The sequence below is a fragment of the Bartonella sp. MR30HLJHH genome (assembly GCF_042194195.1).
In the GTDB taxonomy this organism is placed as follows: Bacteria; Pseudomonadota; Alphaproteobacteria; order Rhizobiales; family Rhizobiaceae; genus Bartonella; species Bartonella grahamii.
In genome coordinates this window covers 165717-186781 of record NZ_JBHIMO010000003.1, presented here as the reverse complement: position 1 = coordinate 186781, position 21065 = coordinate 165717, and the positions used below count along the sequence as shown (strand labels likewise).

General features: G+C 37.4%; 16 protein-coding genes. 7 read left to right on the top strand and 9 right to left on the bottom strand.

The genetic code is table 11. The features are described 5' to 3' along the window. Positions 1 to 10: 10 nt before the first annotated feature. Positions 11 to 5575, bottom strand: coding sequence for a BafA family autotransporter (gene bafA / locus ACFIKR_RS03390; RefSeq protein WP_375658835.1), 5565 nt, complete (start codon positions 5573 to 5575; stop codon positions 11 to 13). A 562-nt stretch (positions 5576 to 6137) separates the two neighbouring features. On the opposite strand from bafA, the gene ACFIKR_RS03385 reads away from it, so the two are divergent. After that, positions 6138 to 7427, top strand: coding sequence for an MFS transporter (locus ACFIKR_RS03385; protein ID WP_375658834.1), 1290 nt, complete (start codon positions 6138 to 6140; stop codon positions 7425 to 7427). On the opposite strand, the gene ACFIKR_RS03380 is transcribed toward ACFIKR_RS03385, so the two are convergent. From ACFIKR_RS03380 to ACFIKR_RS03370, 3 genes are read right to left on the bottom strand one after another with little or no spacing between them, the layout of a single operon-like run. Further along, a complete protein-coding gene (locus ACFIKR_RS03380) occupies positions 7424 to 7687 on the bottom strand; it encodes a hypothetical protein (protein WP_375658833.1) in 264 nt (87 codons plus the stop codon). The two genes, ACFIKR_RS03385 and ACFIKR_RS03380, sit on opposite strands and share 4 nt — an antisense overlap. A gap of 8 nt (positions 7688 to 7695) precedes the next feature. Continuing rightward, on the bottom strand, positions 7696 to 7851 hold the full coding sequence (locus tag ACFIKR_RS03375; protein WP_375658832.1) for a hypothetical protein: 156 nt from the start codon (positions 7849 to 7851) through the stop codon (positions 7696 to 7698). Then, the gene (locus ACFIKR_RS03370; protein WP_375658831.1) at positions 7851 to 8297 is read right to left on the bottom strand and encodes a DNA polymerase III subunit chi; all 447 of its coding nucleotides are present in this window, start codon (positions 8295 to 8297) and stop codon (positions 7851 to 7853) included. The genes ACFIKR_RS03375 and ACFIKR_RS03370 overlap by 1 nt, the downstream gene beginning before the upstream one ends. 397 nt (positions 8298 to 8694) lie before the next feature. On the opposite strand from ACFIKR_RS03370, the gene lptF reads away from it, so the two are divergent. The 6 genes from lptF (at position 8695) to rsmA (ending at position 16234) form a co-directional block, all read left to right on the top strand. Next, positions 8695 to 9885 (top strand): LPS export ABC transporter permease LptF, encoded by a 1191-nt coding sequence (lptF, locus tag ACFIKR_RS03365; RefSeq protein ID WP_375658830.1) that lies wholly within the window; start codon positions 8695 to 8697, stop codon positions 9883 to 9885. Then, positions 9882 to 10973, top strand: coding sequence for an LPS export ABC transporter permease LptG (gene lptG, locus ACFIKR_RS03360; RefSeq protein ID WP_375658829.1), 1092 nt, complete (start codon positions 9882 to 9884; stop codon positions 10971 to 10973). Before lptF ends, lptG begins: the two co-directional genes overlap by 4 nt. Continuing rightward, positions 10974 to 13334, top strand: a complete 2361-nt coding sequence (locus tag ACFIKR_RS03355; protein ID WP_375658828.1) for an LPS-assembly protein LptD — start codon at positions 10974 to 10976, stop codon at positions 13332 to 13334. Positions 13335 to 13443: 109 nt separating this feature from the next. After that, on the top strand, positions 13444 to 14400 hold the full coding sequence (locus ACFIKR_RS03350; RefSeq protein ID WP_375658827.1) for a SurA N-terminal domain-containing protein: 957 nt from the start codon (positions 13444 to 13446) through the stop codon (positions 14398 to 14400). Next, on the top strand, positions 14400 to 15413 hold the full coding sequence (pdxA, locus tag ACFIKR_RS03345; RefSeq protein ID WP_375644910.1) for a 4-hydroxythreonine-4-phosphate dehydrogenase PdxA: 1014 nt from the start codon (positions 14400 to 14402) through the stop codon (positions 15411 to 15413). Before ACFIKR_RS03350 ends, pdxA begins: the two co-directional genes overlap by 1 nt. After that, on the top strand, positions 15404 to 16234 hold the full coding sequence (gene rsmA, locus ACFIKR_RS03340) for a 16S rRNA (adenine(1518)-N(6)/adenine(1519)-N(6))-dimethyltransferase RsmA (protein ID WP_273788483.1): 831 nt from the start codon (positions 15404 to 15406) through the stop codon (positions 16232 to 16234). The genes pdxA and rsmA overlap by 10 nt, the downstream gene beginning before the upstream one ends. 30 nt (positions 16235 to 16264) lie before the next feature. Here the strand turns inward: rsmA and gmk are convergent, their stop codons facing one another. From gmk to fabG, 5 genes are all read right to left on the bottom strand, one after another. Next, positions 16265 to 16942, bottom strand: a complete 678-nt coding sequence (gene gmk, locus ACFIKR_RS03335; protein ID WP_375638578.1) for a guanylate kinase — start codon at positions 16940 to 16942, stop codon at positions 16265 to 16267. 299 nt (positions 16943 to 17241) lie between these two features. After that, complete coding sequence (gene mltG / locus ACFIKR_RS03330) at positions 17242 to 18351, bottom strand: endolytic transglycosylase MltG (protein WP_375658826.1); 1110 nt, start codon at positions 18349 to 18351, stop codon at positions 17242 to 17244. A gap of 96 nt (positions 18352 to 18447) precedes the next feature. After that, complete coding sequence (gene fabF, locus ACFIKR_RS03325; protein ID WP_375658825.1) at positions 18448 to 19710, bottom strand: beta-ketoacyl-ACP synthase II; 1263 nt, start codon at positions 19708 to 19710, stop codon at positions 18448 to 18450. A 101-nt stretch (positions 19711 to 19811) separates the two neighbouring features. Then, positions 19812 to 20048, bottom strand: coding sequence for an acyl carrier protein (locus ACFIKR_RS03320; RefSeq protein ID WP_004860281.1), 237 nt, complete (start codon positions 20046 to 20048; stop codon positions 19812 to 19814). A gap of 261 nt (positions 20049 to 20309) precedes the next feature. After that, positions 20310 to 21047, bottom strand: coding sequence for a 3-oxoacyl-[acyl-carrier-protein] reductase (gene fabG, locus ACFIKR_RS03315; RefSeq protein ID WP_375658824.1), 738 nt, complete (start codon positions 21045 to 21047; stop codon positions 20310 to 20312). Between the last annotated feature and the right edge of the window lie 18 nt (positions 21048 to 21065).

Here is a 21065-nt window from a genome sequence, read left to right as displayed (position 1 = left end):
AACCATATCATTAAAAACTATAGCGTACACCTAAAATACCCTGAAAGGACTGTTTTGTTTTACGTCCTTTAACATAATGTGCCTCACCATATAACTTTAACTTCTCACTCACTAAACTGCTCAAACCGATTCCTAACTTACCTGCATTACCAGATAAATCAGTGGTAAATGGATGCCGTTGATTAATCAATGTACGGTTGTCATCTTTATTCTCACGCAACCATGCTGCTGTAATATACGCAAGTGATGAGGAATCCACGCGAGAACCAAATTCATATCCTAAAGTTAAGCCAACCTCACTGCGTAATGAAGTGAATGGACGCATGTCACCTATCATGTCATTCGATAACTTGATTTCTTTACCCTCAACTTGCAACCATGTAAATTGTCCATAAGGCTGCAACCAACTGCTCTTTGACGTCTTAAGTCGATAACCTGCTTCAAAGGAGGTGCCCACCGCCCATTGCCTATAACTTCCTTCAATCCCTAAACCATTCGTTGAAACTGCCTTTAGAGTATTCTGATAATGATTATATTTTAAAATACCATCTAAATACCATCCACTATGATCCAAATAAGTGACATAAGCGCCAATGCCATAAGTATTGATACCACTCATACCACCCCGTGCATGCGCAATGCGTGCACGGTCATAACTGCCAAAACCACCTATATAAAATTCTCCATTTTCCCACTCGCTTAAACTATTGATCCCTAAAACAATACCTGTCTGATCCAACTTAAAATCTATATGCTCTGTAGCAATACTCTCTTTAGACTTGATCGCATAGGTCCATAAAGCTGCATTCTTTTTACTTTTATCTAGAATTCCTCTTCCCGCACGCACGGTTTGCATTTCATTGTGAAAAACCATCGCTGGAGCTACAGACATAGACAATACCGCATCTGTAGAGGGGGTGGTTAAAAAGTGAGAAACTGAAAGCGTCTTACTCAATTGTGGAGAAGGATGATCTTTATGAACTGGACGCAAAATCATTTGATCGGCTAAAGATTGTGAAGATTCTGAAACAACAGCCTGTTGCTTTCCATCAGAAAAATGAAGAGGACTTGCTGGATATACTCCTTCAATAACTTGACTTCCAAGAGTTGAAACAGTTAGAGATACAGAAGCTGGAGACTTTTTCCTTAAGTTTTGGCGGTTTTCTCTTCGATGTGACAACTTAATAGCATGCTCTTTTGTAACTCTACTAGTTGAAAGAGAAAAAACTGATTGATTTTGATTTAAATGCCGCGCAGACCTGCTCCTACTACGTGGCAAACTGTTGAGAAATGAAACATTATCAATAAATACCGCAGATAAATACCAAACTTTTTCACCCCCATCCTCATCAATTCTCTGTTTTAAACCATACGTATAGGTTCCGCCATCAATAGTTTTAACATTTGCACCAGAAAAGCTTCTCAGAGTAAAATGTGCTCCTCCACTTTGATCAACAATTAAATCAAGTTCTGTTGAAGAAGGATCAACAATTTCAATACCGGAATCTACAATACTTATTGTGTGAGAACCATGGCCATTCTTGATAAAGAGATAATCACCCTCTCCTTCTGCAAAGCTGACATTAAAATCGAAATGTAGACTCCCCAAAAGATTATCAATATAAAGCTTAGAGTAATGTAAATCGGATTCTGTAGAAGTAAAAATAATATTTCCCACACCGCTTAGCTTCTTAATATAGGTTTCTGTGTTTCCATATCCAGTAGAAATAGAGTATAATTTAGCGTTTTCTCCCTCTAAATTAATATCGTCTACTGTTGTCTGATAATTTTTATATTCAGTATAAAAGCTATTATTTCCAGCATAAAGATGGACTTGTCCAAAATCATGAATCTTTATTTTTCCTTCCAACATCGCACCAGCAAAAACCCATGAATTGGCTCCTTCTTTAATTGTTAGATTTTTTACAATGCTACCAGCATGAACTTCTTGAGCAGCATGGCGGTGTAAAGTCACAATATCCGCCTCTCCCCCTGCTAATACCCGCTGTACCCCACCCGCGAAAACCTCAGTATTCAAGGCTAAGCCACCACTTTTTTGTACAAAATCATCATCATCTGCGAACCATTTAGAAAGAGTTTGTATTCCTCCACTCATCACTTTTGTTCCCACAGCCATCCCATCATCATATACATTCTGCTGTCCCGGCGTGTCACCTTGACCATAAAGTGTCGTGTTATAGGTACTGCTCCCCACAATTTCACCATTTACATAACCATTTCCGAAAACAAGCTGCTCCCCACCATAAATTTCAGCTCTCAATGCGGATCCTCCTCCCTCCACTCTTTGTTTTCCACCCTCGTAAATAATCGTAAATTCTGAGATCCCCTGTTCCCCTACAATCTCTGAACCACCATTTTCAATTGTTGTATTCTTACTAAAACCACCAGTCTCAACATAGAGTGTTGCAGTTTCTGGAACTGTATTATTAATGGATAATTTAAAATCATCCGTTTCTCCATCACCAGCAATATAAACTATGCTATTGTCACCGAGTATGGAGTTTTGTAAAATTTTTTCACCTAGACCAGTAATGAAATCCTCTGCATAAAAACTGAAATCACCTGTATAAGAATTGGCTATAGAATCTTCCGAAGGAGAAACAGTATTTTCTTGCTCAAAAGAGTTATCTATAGACAACTCCGTATTAGATGGAGGAAAGATAGGAGTAGAAATTTTTTCCGATGTAAATGGTGTCGATAAAGACCAAATCTTTCCACCGTTATGATCTTTTTTCTTTAGAGCGTACATGTAGACTCCATTATCAACAGTAACTATCTCTTCACCAAAAAAATCTATCAGAGTAAAATGCGCATTTCCGCTTTGATCATGAATTAAATCAAGCTCCAAAACTAAGTCCTGATTTTGTAGAAGAGAATTGGTCATTTCAACACCAGAATCGATAACGCTGATGGTGTGATGACCTGCTCCTTTTTTTATAAGGAGATAATCACCGCGCTGTTCTGCAAAATTAGTATTAAACCTAAAATGTAAATTACCTGAAAGATTACCGACCTCAAGTTTAGAGTAATGTGGATTAAACACGGTAGAAGTAAAAACAACGCGTCCATTCCCGCTTAGATCCTCAATCAAAGAGCTTTCACCATCCATCTTGGAAGCAATAGAGTATAATGTGGTATTTTTGCCATTTAAAACAATTTTTTCTACTTCAGTATGAGATCGCTCAGCACCAGCATAAAGATAAATCCGTCCAGAATTATGAATCATGGTGTTTCCTTCTAATGTTGCACCAGAATGTAACCACGATTGTGCTTGATCCTTAATCGTTAAATCTTTTACATAGCCTCCTAAATCTATTGCTTGAAAAGCATTCCCTTGTAAGAGAACACCAATCGCGATTCCTCCCGCTAAAACATGTTGTTCTCCACCAGAAAAGATCTTCGTATCAAATGCAAAACTGCTATAATGGTCTAGATCTTCTTCCACAAAAAGATTTTGTACCCCTCCTTCCATGATTTTTGTACTAAAAACCTCTCCATCATCATACACATTCTGGTATCCTAGCACCCCATTTTTACCAGAAACGACAGTGTCATAGGCGCTACTCCTTACCATCTCACCTTTGATATCAGACTTTCCTGAAACAAACTGCTCCCCACCGTAAATTTTAGCCCCATCAGCTTTTCCCCCATCTTCAACCTTTTGTTTTCCCCCTCTCTTAACTGTACTATCCTGTGAACGACCCTGTGTTCTAATAAGTTCAATACCGCCTCTTTGAATTGTCGTATACAGGCTAAGACCACCGTTATAAACGGAAAGCTTTCCAGCATCTTTAACTATATTACTAACTGAAGTTTCTCCATTGCTATCCACTTTCTCACTGTTACTATCAAAGCTAGGACCAGCAATCGTAACAATCATTCCCTTTTCAATTGTGCGTTCTGTGAGATCATTCGATAATGAAGCCATAGCAGATGGTTGCAAGTTAAAATCAGAAAATAAAGAGGTATTTTCCTCATCAAGAGCATAATTCGCATCTAAATACCAAGTTTTACCATTGCTCTTATTTTTTCTATGTTTCAAACTGTACATGTAGGTTCCGGTATCAATAGCTCTGATTTTTTCACCAAAAGTGTTTGTCAGAGTAAAATGAGCGTTTCCACTATGATCAGAAATTAATTTAAGTTTTTTGTGGGAAGGGGTTGTAACCTCACCTCCAGAATCAGTAATACTTATTGTATGATAACCTGAGCCACTTTCTTTAATAACAAGATAATCACTAAGATGCTTGGCAAAGTTGACATTAAACTCAAAGTGTAAAGAACCTGATAGATCATCAATATTAAGCTTAGAGTAATGCTTATCAGCCCCAGAAGACGTAAAAATAACTCTGCCACTTCCAGTTAAATTCTGGATATTAACCTGAGAGAGAGTATCGTTATTTTCAGTTGCAATAGAGTATAGCTTGGCATCTTCTCCATTTAAAATAAGATTTTCTACTTCCGTAACAGCTTCACCATTCCCAGCATAAAGATAGAGGTTGCCAAAATCATTAACATTTGTATCCTTATCTAATATTGCACCAGCAAAAACCCATGATTGTGCTTGGTGATTAATTGTTAGATTATCCGCATATCCAGAATCATATATCTTCTGAGTAGCTCTATCATATAAAGTAACTTCGCTCGCATTCCCTCCTGCTAAGATATTCTGCGCACCATTTTTAAAAAGTTCGGTATTAAGTGCAAAAGCCCCCTCATTGATTGTAAAATCCTCATTTTCTGTATCAGCTGTATCAGTATCTTCTGAGAAGCCGTTATTAAAATTCTCTTTACCGTCAAGATTCTGGACACCTCCTTTCATAACCTTTGTGTCAACAACTATCCCCCCACTATAGACACTTTGTAGTCCTAGGATTCCATCTTCAGCATAAATTTCGGTGTTATACGCACTACTTTCCTTATCTTTACGCGACAAACCAGTTCCAAGGACCCCCTTACCAAAAATAATCTGCTCACCACCATAGATTTTAGCCCCCTCAGCATTTGCACCACTCTCAACAATTTGTTTACCACCTTTTTTAACAGTGGCATATTCTGAACTGCTCAGATTTTGGACGAATTCAATACCACCACTCTCAATTGTCGTATCCCTGCTAACACTTGCTGCATCAATGTAGAGTTTTCCACCTTCTTGAACCGTATTATTGATGGAATAGCCTGCATCTTCATATTTAAAGCTATTTATTTCAGAATCTTCAGAATCACGATTAGTAATATAGATAGTAGCACCATCACTTATTATTGAATTTGTGAGTACTTCAAAAAATAGGTTTTCTAACCTCTTCTTTTCCTCTTCTGAAGACTTACTTCCTTCTACTATCTGTTTATTCTCTATCCTTTTTGATCCCCCTTTTTTTTCTTTTAATCCCCTCACTTCCGATAACAATTTTTTTGTCTCTTCTAGATGTTCACTGATACTTACTGGTGTTAATAACTTTTCTTTTGGTGTCGCTACTCCATCTGCACTCGCAATCTTGACAAAAAAACCACTGGTCATTAATGCACAAAAACTTAATTTCAATTTGCGTTGCATTATTCACACTCCATAATTTCAAATTTAAATTCCCCCATTTAGAAAAAAGTGCATAGACCAAAACAACTCAATGCAATTGCTCAACCTCATGTTTTTTAAGATAACAAAGCATTCGATGGATTAAACTCTGACAGATCAAATATACACCCTGTGTTTTAAAATGCATGCACAACTAAAAGATTTAATTTCTTTTAGATACGCTTAAAAAGTGTTATAATTACATCTATGAAAAATATTTTTGAGATACCAAAGGCTGGTTTATAAATAAGATTGATCCCTCAATAGATAAAAATGGCATTAAACATTAAAGGAAACAGTAATGTTAATGAGAGCAGCCTTTATATTCACATATTTCATCCTCTACAGCATTTAAAACAGTGTCTTTATTCTACTTAATTTGGATAATCTAAAGAACACTTATTCATGCTCATCAAGCCATAACCATTGTTCTAATATATAAGAAACATCATAATATCGACTCGACAGTGATTTGAATTTTTTATAATTATAGTCAGTTAATTCATCATTTGATTTGTCATATACTGAAAGGGACATTCTATTCATGTCTATAAACTTAGAAATGCAAGGTACAAGCAACAGAAATTCCCCTCGTCGCATTTTGTTTGCAAGCCTTATTGGCCCAACAATTGAATTCTTTGATTTCTATGTCTTTGCCACTGCCGCAGCTCTCATATTTCCTCATGTGTTTTTTCCAACACAAAATGATCAGATTGCCATTTTACAATCTTTCCTGATCTTTGGAGCGGCCTTTTTTGCCCGGCCCTTTGGATCAATTGTTTTTGGACATTTTGGAGATAAAATTGGAAGAAAAGCAACACTTATTGCTTCTCTTCTCACAATGGGTCTTTCAACAGTCATTATTGGTTTTCTTCCTACTTATGAAACCGCTGGATGGTTTGCCCCTTTCCTCTTAACCTTGTGTCGTATTGGACAGGGAATGGGATTAGGAGGAGAATGGGGAGGAGCTGTTTTGCTCGCAACAGAAAATGCCCCTCCAGAAAAGCGCGGCTGGTACGCGATGTTCCCCCAATTGGGCGTTCCGATCGGTTTATTTTTGTCTATTGCTGTTTATTTAGGTCTGTTGCATTTTCTTGATCATCAGGAACTTTTAGCTTGGGGATGGCGCATTCCTTTTATTGCTTCAGTTGTTTTTATGATTATAGGATTATGGGTTCGTCTTTCAATCAATGAAACTGTTCAATTCAAAAAAACTCTTGAAAGTAAAGAACGTGTTAAAGTTCCTATCATCGAAGTCTTTTTAAAATGTCCACGAATCCTATTTCTTGGAGTATTTTCTGGTATGGCAACATTTGTTTTGTTTTACTTGGTCACTGCATATTTGTTAAGCTACTCAACAAACCATCTGCAATTGCCATTTTATCAAGCTCTTCAAGTCGAAATTGTTGGTGCTATTTTCTGTGGAATTTTTACTGTTATTACTGGAAGACTCGCTGATTGTATTAGACGTAGAACTTTGATGATTTGGATTACAATCATCACCGGTATCTATTCTTTTGCAATTCCTTATTTCTTAAATTCTGGAGTTATAGGAGTCCTTGCAATGTCTGTTATCGGTTTGTCTATCATGGGGATGATATACAGTCCTCTTGGTGCTGTTTTGGCTTCACCATACCCAACAGCAATTCGATATACTGGTTCTTCTATTACTTTCAACTTATCGGGTATCGTAGGAGCCTCTCTTGCGCCTTATATTGCAGAATATCTGGTACAACATTTTGGTACATCTTATATCGGCTATTATTTGCTTCTTGCTTCTTTTATTTCACTAATTTGCTTCGTCGGATTTACAGATGATGAAATATCCAACTAAAATATAATAAAGAAGAATAAAATAAGTACTGGCAGCAAAAATGCTGCCAGTTTCATTTTTAAAGACATGGGTTGAGGTATTTTCCACCACAATATTCCCGCAAACAAGGCACTCAAAAAGAAAAATAAAAAATCTACACTGTTGCTTATATAAGCAACAGTAAACATTCCTGATAGGATATGTGTTGTTCCCAACCACGAAACGCAAAAAAAAGCCAATATCACAGCCCATAAAACAAGCAAAATTCGATCAATCATCATGTGCCGTTTCATTTTTTAATTTTAGGCCATATCTTTAATATGCCTAAAAGAAAAATCACAATAAAAACCCAACGCCCTCCCCCTGATTCTTTCGCAATAAAAAGCGCTGGATTTACTATTCCTACCAGTCCTATAAAAATCAGAACAACAGAAATGAGACGCATTAAACCTGTTTTTCCCAACAACGATCTTCAGTTTGTTGCCAATACGTTAAATTATGATTTTCCATTTTATATTTTTTCCACTGTGCACGAACATGACTCAACTGCTCATCATTGCTACCATCAAATATCACAACAAGTCGTTGATAAGTATCAATATTCGAACATACGGCTCCCTCTATGAGAAAACGAATTTTTGAATCATTCGGATTTTCTTGTCCTGTCGTCAGAAATACAGGCTGAAAGTTTGAATATTGATCACACTCAGTTCCATGTCCAATAAATGACTCATCAGCATAAACCCATAAATGCATATCCATAGAATCGCGTTGTTCTTCACTTACACATTGTATTGTTACCTTACCAAAACGAGCCAATGCACGCTCTACAAGCGTTGGCAAAATATCTTTCAGCGTTGACTGCGTCAAATGATAGAATAAAATATCCAACCTCTTAAGCCCTCATCACTCTTTATAAAAAGCTAAATCTTTTTTAGAGAAACTTCCATACCCCCAATATAAAAGGAAAAGGTTCAAGATATAAACCCTCTTTTTTGATTGAGATACATTATCTTTTCGCACGTGTCTAAAAAAAACAAAAATTTTTATTTCCAACGTTAATAAAAAAGTTTTTTAAGTTATTTTCTAGATTCTTTGTAGACTATAGTTGAAAATAAAATATAATGTACGGAAAATTTAAAGAGGACCTCATAGGCAATTTTATATTATTTATTTGGTAAAAATATCCAATTCATGGAAAGGTGTTTTTTCACACTTTATTACATTTTAACCGAAAGCAGTAAAAATATTTGCTATCGAATTAAAGACTGAGGATTTTCCCCAATTTATGCGTATTGTTGAGTTCTACATCCTGAAACGTGTCCTTGTTTTGTTTAGTTCTGTCATGATTGCAGCAGTAGGCGTTAGTTGGACAGTACAAATTCTTGCACGGATAAACTTTCTCACAACAAGTAAACAAACACTCCTCACAGTCTTACAATTTTCACTCTCATTGGTTCCTTCTGTTGTTTTTCTTGTCATTCCATTTGCATTAGTGATCGCAATTACAACCATCCTTTCAGCAATGAATCAAGACTCAGAACTTGCTGTCATTAATGCCTCTGGTTTTCCTAAAAGTACTGTTTGGAAACCTATTCTTCTTCTTGCTATTCTTGCATCCTGTATCTCCTTTTCTATAGCTAATTTTGTTGTTCCTCAAGCGCGTCTTCATATGCGACAAATGCTAGCAAGTGCTCATTTTGATCTTATTAATCTATTCATTAGTGAAGGAAGCTTCCAAAAACTCGCCAATAACCTTTACATAGAAATTGGCGAACGAAATCCAAATGGAACACTTGAACGCCTTTTCATTGCCGACCAGCGTGATCCTAAGACTGATCTTTTTTATTATGCAACAGACGCATCCATTATGAGCAATAAAAACGGTAGTTTTCTGGTTCTCAATAACGGTGAAATAGAAAGAGTCAGCCATCAGAATAACAGTGTTTCAATCGTTCAATTTAGCTCATATACTTTTAGCCTAGGGGAGTTTATCCCCAGTGATAAAGGACCTACTCTTTATCCAAAAGATCGCTCTCTTTCTTATTTACAAAACCCTGATCCAAAAGATCCCTACTATCAACGAAAACCACTCCAATATAAAGCTGAGTTTCACCGCAGATTAACACAATGGCTCTACCCTATTGTTTTTTCACTTATTGCATTAGCAGCGGCAGGGGATGTATGCTCCCATCGACAAGCTCGTCATTCCGCAAATTTCTCGGCAATTACCCTTTCTTTTCTGGTGTATTGGATAGGATATTTTTTCGCAGAAAAAGCAAAGAACGATCTTGCATACGTTCCTCTCCTTTATATTATGCCCATAGGGACAAGTGCATTTGTTTTTTTTATGCTTTTAACGAATCATAAAATTAGGCTCCCCACAAGAGTTAATGAGATTATTCAAATCGCTTTTCAAAAAGTAATGAATAAATTTGAACATCGAAAATCTCAAGATTCCTCGGATGAAATATCATGATTGGGTGGACACTTGGACGATACTTTTTTATACGTTATCTTAAAATAACTTGTTATTTCTGGGGAAGCATTTTTGTCCTTGCTCTTTTAATCGATTTCACAGAGAACTCTGGTAGGCTATCCTCCATTCCACATCATACAGCAAAAGATGCATTTTTCCTCTCTGTTTTACGCATCCCTTTTATCATGCAACAACTTATCCCTTTCATTGCACTCTTTTCTGCAATGGCAACGCTTATCTCACTCAACAAAAAACTTGAACTTGTGGTGACTCGTTCAATCGGTGTTTCTGCATGGCAATTTCTTATGCCAGCTTGTTTGGGAGCTTTTCTTTTGGGATTATTTTCAATTCTTCTCATTAATCCACTTGCTGCATGGGGATTTTCTCAAGCAGAAAAAAAGATGACTGAATGGCGCAATAACAATATACTAACACCTCTTCATAATACAGGTATCCACTGGTTAACACAACGTACAAATTTAGGCAGAACAACTATTGGTGCTAAATTTATTACCGACCAAGGACTTTCTCTTCTCGATGCAACCTTTGTACAATACAAGGACAACGCAACCGTCAAAAATTGGATTAACACCCCAAAAGCAACCTTGACTAATGGATCTTGGCTATTAACAAATGGAACAATCTATAAAATAGGGCATCCTCCTGAAAAATTTACCGTGTTGCAAATAAAAACCAATCTAAAACCTGAATTTTTAACGGAACGTTTAGCGAATCCCGCGACTATTCCATTTTACCAATTGCCAAAAAAAATTATGATTGCACGTTCATTTGGCTATTCTGCTAATAATTTTGATATGTATTTCCAATCTTTAATTGCATTACCGGCATTACTTGTGGCAATGACCCTCATTGCAGCAACTGTATCTTTAAATTTTACGCGTTTTGGGCAATCTAGAACGTTGATTCTTGGTGGAGTAATAGCTGGGTTCATGCTTTATGTTATTTCCGTACTCGTTCAAGCTTTTGGTAATGCTGGATATATTCCACCAATTATTGCAGCTTGGACACCCGTTGTTATTGCGTTATTCTTAGGAATCTCTTTTTTACTTCATAAAGAGGATGGCTAAGTGAAAGCATTAATACTTAAAAAAATTATTTTAACAAAATTAAGTGCTCTCGCTTTTACAAGTGTTATGGGGGTTATTTTAGGAGGTGCTTTGTCTTATTGTGCGCACGCTCAAAGCCTTATATCTCCTTCTCAAAGTCGCATTCAAAATCCGGAACGCCCTCTTTTGCTCTCTGCGGATGAACTCATCTACAACCGTGATGAAAACACTGTTTCTGCACAAGGGAATGTCCAAATCGAATATGATGGCAATAAAGTTGTCGCTCAAAAAATTATCTATAATCAAAAAACAGGACGGCTTATAGCACAAGGGAACGTTGAAATTACTCAAAAGGATGGTAATAAAATTTATTCCAACCAAATTGATATGACCAAAGATCTTGGCGAGGGTTTTGTAAACGCCTTACGTATTGATACAGCCAACAATGTTCACTTTTCAGCCCAAAATGCTACACGCAAAAACAATCACATAACAGTCTTTGAAAATGCAACCTATACGGCCTGTGAACCTTGCTCTTATAAACCAGATAGAGACGTCCTATGGAAAATTAAAGCAAGAAAGATCATATGGAATAATAGCATCAAAAAAATTCGGTTTGAAAATAGCAGTTTTGAAGTTTTTGGTGCACCGATTATAAAATTTCCAAATTTTGAGATCTATGATCCAACTGTCAAGCGTGCTAGCGGTCTGCTTACCCCTCATTTTTTTTATACTGATTATCTCGGTATGGGGATAAAGAATTCTTATTTTTGGAATCTCGCCCCTCACTATGATTTTACCCTTTCTTCTACCGTTTATACCCAACAAGGGCTTTTAACCGAAGGGGAATGGCGTCAACGTTTAAAAATGGGCAGTTATAATATTCGCTTTGCTCATATATACCAAATGAAACGGCATAGATTTGATAATGATACGATTGATGCACAGTATAAAAACCGTTATATGCTGGCAACAAAGGGGGACTTTCGTATTAATTCACACTGGACTTATGGATGGGATATTCTTGCACAATCAGATCGGCATTTTAGTCGTGCCTATAAACTTGAAAACTATAGCAATCCTACACAACTTTCTCAGATCTATCTGAATGGTCTTGCAGGAAAAAATTATTTTGATATGCGTTTTTATCATTTTAAAGTTCAAGATTCAATATTGAATGATCCTCATTATGAACGTCACTCTCGGCAAGCTTGGGTCCTACCGCGCATCGATTATTTTTTCACACCAGATGAACCCATTTATAATGGAGAGCTTACCTTCCATAGTAATATGCAATCAATTTATCGTCGTCATACTGACTTCAGTTCTACCGACCAGAACGGAAACCCTCTCAACATAGTAAGGCTTTCTGGTATGGCTGGAAATAGTTTGCGTTTAACAAACGAGCTTCAGTGGAAAAAGCGCTTCAACACGCACAACGGACTCATCTTAACCCCCCTTCTCTCTCTACGCGCTGATATCATTACAACCAATGCAAGCGAAAATTATACAGCTTCTACAGAAAAAAATTCCTCATCCGCAATTCATGGTTCAACAATTCGTGGCATGGCAACAGCAGGGTTGGAACTACGCTATCCCTTCCTTATTACAGCGGATCATTCTACACATATTATAGAACCAACCGCACAAATTTTTATACGCAATAATGAACAATATATTGGACAAATTCCTAATGAAGATGCTCAAAGCTTTGTCTTTGATGCAACCACTCTCTTTCAACGAGACAAATTTTCTGGTTATGATCGTGTAGAAGGTGGCACAAGAGCCAATATAGGTTTAAGATATTCTGGAAGCTTTAATGACAATTGGTCTCTTTATGGTCTTGTTGGACAATCCTTTCATCTAGCAGGAAAGAATTCTTTTGCAGAAAAGGACTTTGTCAATGTCGGTATTCATTCTAGCTTAGAGGCAAAACGTTCAGACTATGTTGCAATGTTTGGTGCAACCCATAAAAGTGGTTTTTCCTTAGAAACGCGTGGACGCTTTGACAAAAAGACAGGAAAAATCCGCCGTAGTGAAATCGAAGCATCACAAAAATGGCAAAATTTTTGGGCGGCTCTACAATATGCCTATATCGCAAAGCAACCAGATTATGAATATCCTCAAGAGCGCCAAGAAATTTCTTTTCAAACAGGACTTAAACTAGCAGATTATTGGTCTATTAATAGCAACGCCGGTTATGATTTAGTATCTGGTACATTTGTAAAGCGAGGAATTAGCTTGAATTATACAGATGAATGTTTCGGGTTAACATTCGGTTATCAACAGGTAACGAATCCAGGCAGGAAAACACCCTTGCAAAACTTTAATTTCTCTCTTTCATTGCGTACGATTGCAGATATCGGAAAAAAGATAGATTAATTTATAAAGAGAATGTATCAGTCATTTAACTTATCATTGTTTTTATGAAAGAAAGAGTATATTTTAAGTTGTTGATGAGAATTAATAAACAATGCGAAAGCCTATTCACATGAATAAATTGAAAAAGCGTGTTCTTGCTTTATTTTATATTGCGTCTTTGAACGTAAGTAGCCTGCTAATAAATGAATTTTTGATTCCAACGGTCTTTGCGCAGACTTCTATTGTTGTTACAGTTAATGGCAACCCCATCACAAATTATGATATACAAAGGCGCCTCGCTTTTCTCAGATTACAACAAAAGCAAGGCAATTTGGTGGCACAGGCTAAAAAAGAGCTTATCGATGAAAAGCTAAAAAATATTGAAATAAAACGTCGTAATATTGAAGTAAGCAATGATGAAGTTGATAGAGCTTTTGAGAATTTTGCGACACAAAATAATATGACGATTGATCAGCTCAACCAGATTCTGATCCAAACTGAGATCACTGTGCAACACTTTAAAGATTACATCCGTGGACAAATAGGATGGGGGCGTCTTGTTAGTGCACGCTATCAAGCTGAAACAGGTATGATTAGCGAACAAGAAGCTGTACGCAGGATATTAAAAAATGGTGGTGTAAAACCTTCAACCAATGAATATACATTACAGCGAATTGTTTTTGTCATTCCTGCACATCGTCGTTCAGAAATTTTTGAAAGACGTCAAAGAGAAGCAAGCAATTTTCGCGCACATTTCCGTGGATGTGCCAATGCTCACAATCAAGCAAGAGGTATTTTAGACGTTACTATCCGCCACTTAGGAAAGTTTCTGGAGCCCCAACTTCCCAGTGCATGGGAACAAGCTATTCTTGCAACGCCTGCTGGAAAAATGACAAAATTACAAGAAACATCTGATGGAATCGAAGCAATTGCTGTCTGCAAAATAAAAAGAGTTTCTGATGATTATGTCGCTCGACTAATATTTTCTCTTCAAGATAGTAAAAAAAGAAGCCCGCAAAAACTTGAAGAATTAAGCGACAAATATTTAGGAGAACTGCGGCGAGTGGCGCGCATTCAAAATTCATAATGGCTGCTCTTATTGTTAGCGGTGGTGATCCTGCCGGAATTGGTCCTGAAATAGTACTAAAAGCGTGGAGTTTGCGTGTTACGCGCCAAATTCCACCTTTTGTGCTTCTTGCTGATCCAGATGTTATTCGTTCGCGCGCTCGTTTTTTACAGATTGATGTTGAGGTGCAATCTGTTTTAATCAATAATTCCGCAAAAAATTTTCAAAACGCTCTTCCTATCATACCGTTAAAAAACAAGCAAAGTGATCAATTAGGTATACCTTCATCGAATAATGCCGCTGGAATCATTGAAGCAATTCAACGCTGTGTTCAATTAATTCAAAATGGCCATGCATGTGCACTTATTACTTGTCCTATTGCAAAAAAGAATCTTTATGATGCCGGTTTTCAATTTCCAGGTCATACAGAATTTTTAGCCGATTTAGCTCATAAAGCTTTTCATAAATGTTATCATCCAGTTATGATGTTAGCAGGACCTCGATTAAAAACAGTACCAATAACTGTTCATATTCCATTTAAAAATGTTCCTTCACAGCTTACCCGTGATTTAATTGTTCAAACGGTACTTATTACTGAATGTGACTTAAAAACACGGTTTAAAATAACGTCACCCCGACTAGCTGTTGCTGGTCTTAATCCTCATGCTGGAGAAGGAGGTGCAATGGGAAAAGAAGATATTGAAGTTATCACTCCTGCTATTGAATATCTTAAAAAGAAAGGACTCAATATTGCAGGACCGCTGCCTGCCGACACAATGTTCCATGAATGCGCAAGAAAGGCATATGACGTTGCCATTTGTATGTATCATGATCAAGCCCTTATCCCTGTTAAAACATTAGACTTTGATAGCACTGTTAATGTCACGTTAGGTCTCCCTTTCATTCGCACGTCTCCAGATCACGGAACTGCTTTTGACATTGCTGATAAAGGGATAGCCTCTCCCGAAAGCTTTATTGCTGCTCTTAAACTTGCAAATCAACTTGCCGAAAATAGTTTAATACCATGCCAATAGATAATCTCCCTCCTCTACGTGAGGTCATTGATATATATGGATTACAAGCGCATAAATCTTTGGGGCAAAATTTTCTTTTTGATCTTAACTTAACATCTAAAATTGCTCATCACGCAGGTAATATAGAAGGAAAACCTGTTCTTGAAATTGGTCCTGGTCCTGGAGGTCTCACACGTGCCTTGCTAGCAAAGGGCGCCATTGTAACAGCAATAGAACGCGATGAACGCTGCATACCAGCTCTCTTAGAAATAGAAAAACACTATCCTAAAAAATTAAAAATTATTTGTAATGATGCACTGAAGCAAGACTTCTCAAAACTCTTTGAAACAAGCCCCGAAAAACCTCGCATTATTGCAAATCTTCCCTATAATATTGGGACACAACTCTTATTAAATTGGCTTTTGACTGAACCATGGCCTCCTTTTTATGAATCAATGACATTGATGTTTCAACGTGAAGTTGCCAAACGGATTACAGCTAAACCCCAATCTACTCATTATGGACGTCTTAGTGTCTTAACTGGCTGGCGTACCACTGCTAAAATTGCTTTTGATGTGCCCCCTCAAGCCTTCATACCAATACCTAAAGTAACTTCTTCCGTTGTTCATATTATTCCGCGAATACAACCTCTTGCCTGCTCTGCACAAAAACTAAGCCTCGTCACAAAAACCGCCTTTGGACAAAGACGAAAAATGCTTCGTCAAAATCTCAAAACACTTGGAGGTGAAGTGCTATTAGAAAAAGCTGGAATTGATGGAACACGCCGTGCTGAAACGCTCTCGGTTTCAGAATTTGTAACTTTAGCGCATCTAGTGCTCTAAAAAATTGCACTTTTTGTTATGCAACCTTTTTTAATCAAGACATTTATCGATCTTTTCAGCAATAAGCCCATCAACAAAAGAGTCAAGATAAGAACAGCGCTCGCGTTTTACGGTTTCAGCTAAATAAATTGATTTAATAAAAGATAAAGACTGATCTAAATCTTCGTTAATCACAACATAATCATAAGAACGCCAATGCTTTAACTCCGTTCGTGCATTTTCCAATCGTAAATTGATGATATCTTGACTATCTTCTGCTCGACGATGTAAACGCGAAACAAGCTCTTTCATTGATGGTGGAAGGATAAAAACAGATACAGTGTCTCCTAGCATCTTTTTTTGCAGCTGCTCGGTACCTTGATAATCAATATCAAATAACATATCACGGCCAGTACTCAATGCGTTCTCAACAGTTTCACGTAAAGTGCCATAATAATTCCCGTGAACTTCTGCCCATTCAATAAATTCATCTCTATCACGCTTATATTCAAACTCTTCCTTTGAAATAAAGTGATAATGCAGTCCATCTACTTCACTAGGACGCCTTTTCCTTGTGGTCATACTTACGGAAAGCTCTAATTGTCCATCTTTTAGAAGTAATCGAGAAATTGTTGATTTACCAGCACCTGAAGGAGAAGAGAGAATAAATAAAAAACCGCGGCGTTGATTTATTTTTATAGCACTCAATTTACTTTCGAAGACTGTCATTACATCACTCTACTTTGTTCATAAATGTTTCTCCAAAATTTGAATTATACATTATCTCAACCTTTCCCCTAATCAATGTATTTTCTTAGCAGTTATCAATGTTATTCTGCTCTTTTTTGAGATAAGTTATTAGCAGTGTATTCACTGCTTTCTTAAATATTTTTATCCATACGCTAATCCCACTTGTGACAGACAAAAAAATGATTTTTTATCATTCTCATAAAAAATTTAAAGAGAAAAATTTTACTATATTTTGCATTCTCATTTACGATGCAAAAAGATGCATTATCATTATAAATTCAATGTCTTGCCTTTAATTCTCGCCACTTGCGAACATTCACATTATGTTCTTCTAAAGTTCGAGAAAAAACATGCCCTCCTGAACCATCAGCAACAAAATAAAGTGCATCACTGCTTGGTGGATGTGCCACCGCTTTCAAAGAATCTCGACCTGGATTTGCAATAGCTGTTGGAGGCAAACCATTAATTTTATAAGTATTATATGGTGTTTCCTTCTCAAGATCGGAACGATAAATTGCACGACCTGATGGCTTTCCTTTTCCTCCAAAGAGACCATAAATAACTGTTGGATCCGATTGAAGACGCATATGCTTTGTAAGGCGGTTATAAAATACCGCGGCAACCATTGGTCTTTCTGCTGCAATTCCCGTTTCTTTCTCAACAATTGAGGCTAATATAACAAATTCATCAATTGATTTAATAGGTAAATCAGGTGAACGCGTAGCCCATATAGCATGAATTAATTTTGTCTGCCCTTCACGCAATCTGTTTACAATCTCTTTACGCGTTGTCCCCCGAATAAAACGAACAGTATCCGTCATTAAACAGCCCTCTGGAGGCAAAATTTTTGGAAGATCTCCAATCAAAATTTCATTCGCAGCTAATCGATCGAAAACTTGCTGAACCGTTAAACCTTCAGGTACTGTAAATGTATATTCAATAGATTTTCCTTTCACAAGAATATCCATAATATCCTGCATCGAAGAATGTGCCGGAATTAAATATTCACCAGCCTTCAGATGCGTTGTTTTTTGGTGATAACCAACCCCATAAACAAAAATATCTGATGATCGAATGAAACCACGTTTTTCTAGCAATGAAGCAATTTCACGAATTCCTGTGCCAGGATGGATAAGAACAATTTGTTCTTCCTCAATTTTTCCCTTTTCTTCAAAAATACTTTTTCCAATATAAAGAGGAATACTTATGGCGAAAAGAATAACCACAATCAGCATAAGAAAAAAATGACCGAGAATAACCAACGGATTACGGACGATAGATGATTTCTTTCGTTTTTTATGTACTAACATGTCATAACTATCTGCTAAATGATTCGAAGAGGAATCACTTACGTCCTTTAATGATTTTCCATTTTTCACATCGGACATAACCCCTCAATAGCGATTAAGGACAATATTATAATTTCTCATTCACCTTATAACAAAGTAGAAAACTCAAAAGCAGAAATTAAATAAAAATACTTATTATCCCCTAAAACGTCGCATCACCAACGATGCATTTGTCCCACCAAATCCAAAAGAATTAGAAAGAATCGTATCAATCTTTCGTTCACGCGGTTTGTGTGGTACAAGATCGATTTTCGTTTCAATCGATGGATTGTCAAGATTAAGTGTCGCTGGGGCTATATTATCCCGTATAGCTAGAACAGAAAAAATAGCCTCAGCAGCACCGGCGGCACCAAGTAAATGCCCGATAGATGATTTCGTTGATGACATGGATACTTGTGGTGCATAATTCCCTAAAACACGCTCAACAGCTGCTAGCTCTATGGAATCAGCCATCGTTGATGTACCGTGAGCATTAATATAATCAAGTTCACTCACATTCACTTGTGCACGCTTAAGAGCAGCCATCATACTACGCTGAGCCCCTTCACCACTTTCTGAAGGCGCTGTAATGTGGTAAGCGTCACCAGATAAACCATAGCCAATAACCTCAGCATAAATACGCGCTCCTCGTTTTTTGGCGTGTTCCAGCTCTTCTAAAACAACAATTGCTGCTCCTTCCCCCATCACAAAACCATCACGATCAGCATCATAAGGACGTGACGCCCGTTCAGGATCATCATTGCGACAAGTAGAAAGAGCTCTACAAGCTGCAAAACCTGCAAGAGATATCCGATTTATCGGAGATTCGGTTCCCCCTGCCACCATGACATCTGCATCACCAAACATAATCAAACGTGCTGCATCACCAATCGCATGCGCCCCTGTCGAACAAGCCGTTACAACAGAATGATTAGGCCCCCGTAAACCATATTGAATAGACACATAACCAGAAGCAAGATTAATCAAACGACCTGGAATAAAAAAAGGAGAAACACGACGAGGTCCCTTATCACGAAGCGTATAACCAGCTTCAACAATGCCCTCAACTCCCCCAATTCCCGAACCAATTAACACACCTGTACAAATCTGATCTTCATCACTCTTAGGAAACCATTCGGCATCTGCAAGCGCTTGGTTAGCAGCAGCCATTGCATAAACAATAAATGCATCAACTTTACGTTGCTCTTTAGGTTCCATATACAAATCAGCATTATAGGTCCCCTCTGTTCCATCCCCTAAGGGGATACGCCCAGCAATCTGGCATGGCAAATCTGACACATCAAACTCAGTGATACGTCGGACACCACTTCTTCCTTCAAGAAGTCGTTTCCAACTATATTCAATATTACCAGCTAATGGAGATACCAATCCTAAACCAGTAACAACAACACGTCTCATAACTTCTAACCTTGAACTAAACTTCACATCTCAAAGCTCTCTTTTCAAAAGAGCTCCGAAGAATATAGGCAAAAGCAATTTATGCCTTTGCCCTTTAGTAATCATGCAGAAGCTTTATCAATGAACTTGACTGCATCACCAACTGTAAAAATCGTTTCAGCAGCTTCATCTGGAATTTCTACCCCAAACTCTTCTTCAAAAGCCATAACAAGTTCAACCGTATCAAGGCTATCAGCCCCTAGATCATCGATAAAGCTTGCATTTTCTACAACTTTATCAGCATTAACCCCAAGATGTTCCACAATAATTTTCTTAACGCGCTCTACTGTATCACTCATGTTGAAATCCTCGAATTTATATTTTCCTATAATTTGGTTAACTATATCGGCTCATCTAATCAAGCAATAGATGCATTACTTTAAAAGATTTTAGCAATGATTTAAAACATCCTGTGGATATCCCCTACAAAATGAACCAATCTGACATTCCGACATCAATTGATCAACGACCATGTTAAAGAAATAGATGCATGTTTCTATTTCAATCGTTACTATCTAAAATAATACAACTCATAAATCAATGTGGAATAAAATAAATACTCAAATCATTGCCATTCCACCATTGATATGGAGTGTTTGACCTGTCGTATAAGCTGCTTCATCGCTTGCTAAATAAACAGCAGCAGCAGCTATTTCTTGCCCACTTCCCATACGCTTCATTGGAATCGCAGCCATAATGGCTTCTTTTTGCTTTTCATTAAGCTTGTCTGTCATCGCAGATTTAATAAATCCTGGAGCAATACAATTGACAGTGATGTTTCGCGAAGCAATTTCTTGTGCCAATGCTTTAGAAAAACCTATCAAGCCTGCTTTTGCAGCACAATAATTCGTTTGTCCAGGATTTCCCACAACACCAACAACAGATGTAATGTTAATAATCCTTCCATAACGGCGGCGCATCATAGAATGTATTAATTCACGCGTCAAAAGAGAAGCTGCTGTTAGGTTAACTTCTAAAACATCATCCCAGTCTTTATCTTGCATACGCACAAAAAGACCATCCCTAGTGATCCCCGCATTGTTAACCAAAATATCGACGCCATCCATTTCTCTTTCTGCAACTTCAGCCAATTGTTTAATCGATTGGCGTTCAGAAAGATTAGCGGGAAATACAAAAACATTCTGCCCTAATTCTGCCGCCACTTCTCTAAGCTTTTCTTCACGTGTTCCATGAAGTCCAATAATGGCTCCTTGTGCATGAAAGCAGCGTGCAATTGCCTCACCAATTCCTCCCGAAGCCCCCGTTACAAGAGCTTTACGTCCTGTTAATCTAAACATTTTTTTAACTCCTTATAG